This window comes from Bartonella taylorii 8TBB (genome assembly GCF_902825155.1).
In the GTDB taxonomy this organism is placed as follows: Bacteria; Pseudomonadota; Alphaproteobacteria; order Rhizobiales; family Rhizobiaceae; genus Bartonella; species Bartonella taylorii_A.
This window is the reverse complement of sequence record NZ_CADEAG010000034.1, coordinates 1-1,109: the sequence shown is the minus strand read 5'-3', so window position 1 is coordinate 1,109 and position 1,109 is coordinate 1. Positions and strand designations below refer to the sequence as shown.

The 1,109-nt window shown below is 44.1% G+C and carries 1 protein-coding gene; it reads right to left on the bottom strand.

What is annotated here, in order from left to right:
• Window positions 1-14: 14 nt before the first annotated feature.
• Window positions 15-1,109: elongation factor Tu (tuf, locus tag J7R13_RS08490; protein WP_208438279.1), on the bottom strand; the 1,095-nt coding region annotated here is incomplete at its 5' end.

Sequence of the window (1,109 nt, the reverse complement as noted above, 5' to 3'; positions counted from 1 at the left end):
TCAACAACCATTATTTATTCAATGATCTTAGAAACGATTCCTGCACCAACAGTACGACCGCCCTCACGAATAGCAAAACGAAGTTTCTCTTCCATGGCAATTGGAACAATCAAAGAAACATCCATCGCAACATTATCACCAGGCATAACCATCTCTGTTCCTTCTGGAAGAGTAACAATCCCCGTCACATCCGTCGTGCGGAAGTAAAATTGAGGACGATAATTCGTGAAAAATGGAGTATGACGACCACCTTCATCTTTCGTCAAAATATAAGCCTCTGCCTTAAAGCGTGTATGAGGCGTAACTGAACCAGGCTTCGCCAAAACTTGTCCACGCTCAATTCCTTCACGATCAACTCCACGAAGCAACGCACCAATATTGTCACCAGCTTGTCCTTGATCCAAAAGCTTGCGGAACATTTCAACACCTGTAACTGTCGTCTTAGATGTCGGACGAATACCTATAATCTCGATTTCCTCACCAACTTTAATGACACCACGCTCAACACGACCAGTAACAACCGTCCCACGTCCTGAAATCGAAAAAACGTCTTCAATCGGCATCAAAAATGGCTGATCAACTGGACGCTCAGGTGTTGGTATATAATTATCAACTTCACTCATCAGAAGACGAACCGCATCTTCACCAATGCTTTTATCTTTATCTTCAAGCGCTGCCAGTGCCGAACCTTTAACGATTGGTATATCATCTCCTGGGAAATCATATTTTGACAAAAGCTCACGCACTTCAAGCTCAACAAGCTCCAAAAGTTCAGCGTCATCAACCTGATCAACCTTATTGAGAAAAACAACAATCGCTGGGACACCAACCTGACGTGCTAGCAAAATATGTTCACGTGTTTGAGGCATCGGACCATCAGCAGCTGAAACAACCAAAATCGCTCCATCCATCTGCGCTGCTCCCGTGATCATGTTTTTCACATAGTCCGCGTGACCAGGGCAATCAACATGCGCATAGTGCCGCTTCTCTGTTTCATATTCAACATGCGCTGTAGAAATGGTAATTCCACGTGCACGCTCTTCTGGTGCCGCATCAATTTGGTCATACGCTTTAAATTCACCAAAATATTTCGTAATCGCTGCTGTTAA